This window comes from Vibrio sp. L85, assembly GCF_963871815.1.
Taxonomy (GTDB): Bacteria; Pseudomonadota; Gammaproteobacteria; order Enterobacterales; family Vibrionaceae; genus Vibrio; species Vibrio harveyi.
Genome location: NZ_CAWMYL010000259.1, coordinates 1 through 363, shown reverse-complemented (window position 1 = coordinate 363; position 363 = coordinate 1). Strand labels below are relative to the sequence as shown.

The 363-nt window shown below is 48.8% G+C and carries 1 protein-coding gene; it reads right to left on the bottom strand.

Annotated elements, in window-relative coordinates:
• Nucleotides 1–363: hypothetical protein (locus AACR11_RS29240; RefSeq protein ID WP_139374637.1), on the bottom strand; the 363-nt coding region annotated here is incomplete at both ends.

The following is a 363-nucleotide window of genomic DNA, read 5'->3' as shown; positions in this document are numbered from 1 at the left end:
TCGATGGTCGGCGCGTCGTTTACGCGAACCACGTCCAACGAATCCGTGCCTGTTACTTTCGGATTCACACCATCTGATACCGAAGCACTAACAGACAAGGTAGTTAGGTCAAGCTGGTCATTATTAACCGCTTCGACACCTTTGTCGGTCAACTTAACTTGCTCACCATCGAGCACGAAATAGCCATCAGCGTTGTTTTCTAGCTGAACGGTCAATTGATCCGCAGGTGTATCTGTATCAGCAACAACGAGTGTTGCCACTACTGTGTCGGTAGATACCGCATCTTCAGTTACGCTATCAACCGCTGTGACATCGATGGTCGGTGCATCATTCACACGAACGACATCAAGAGAATCCGTGTCT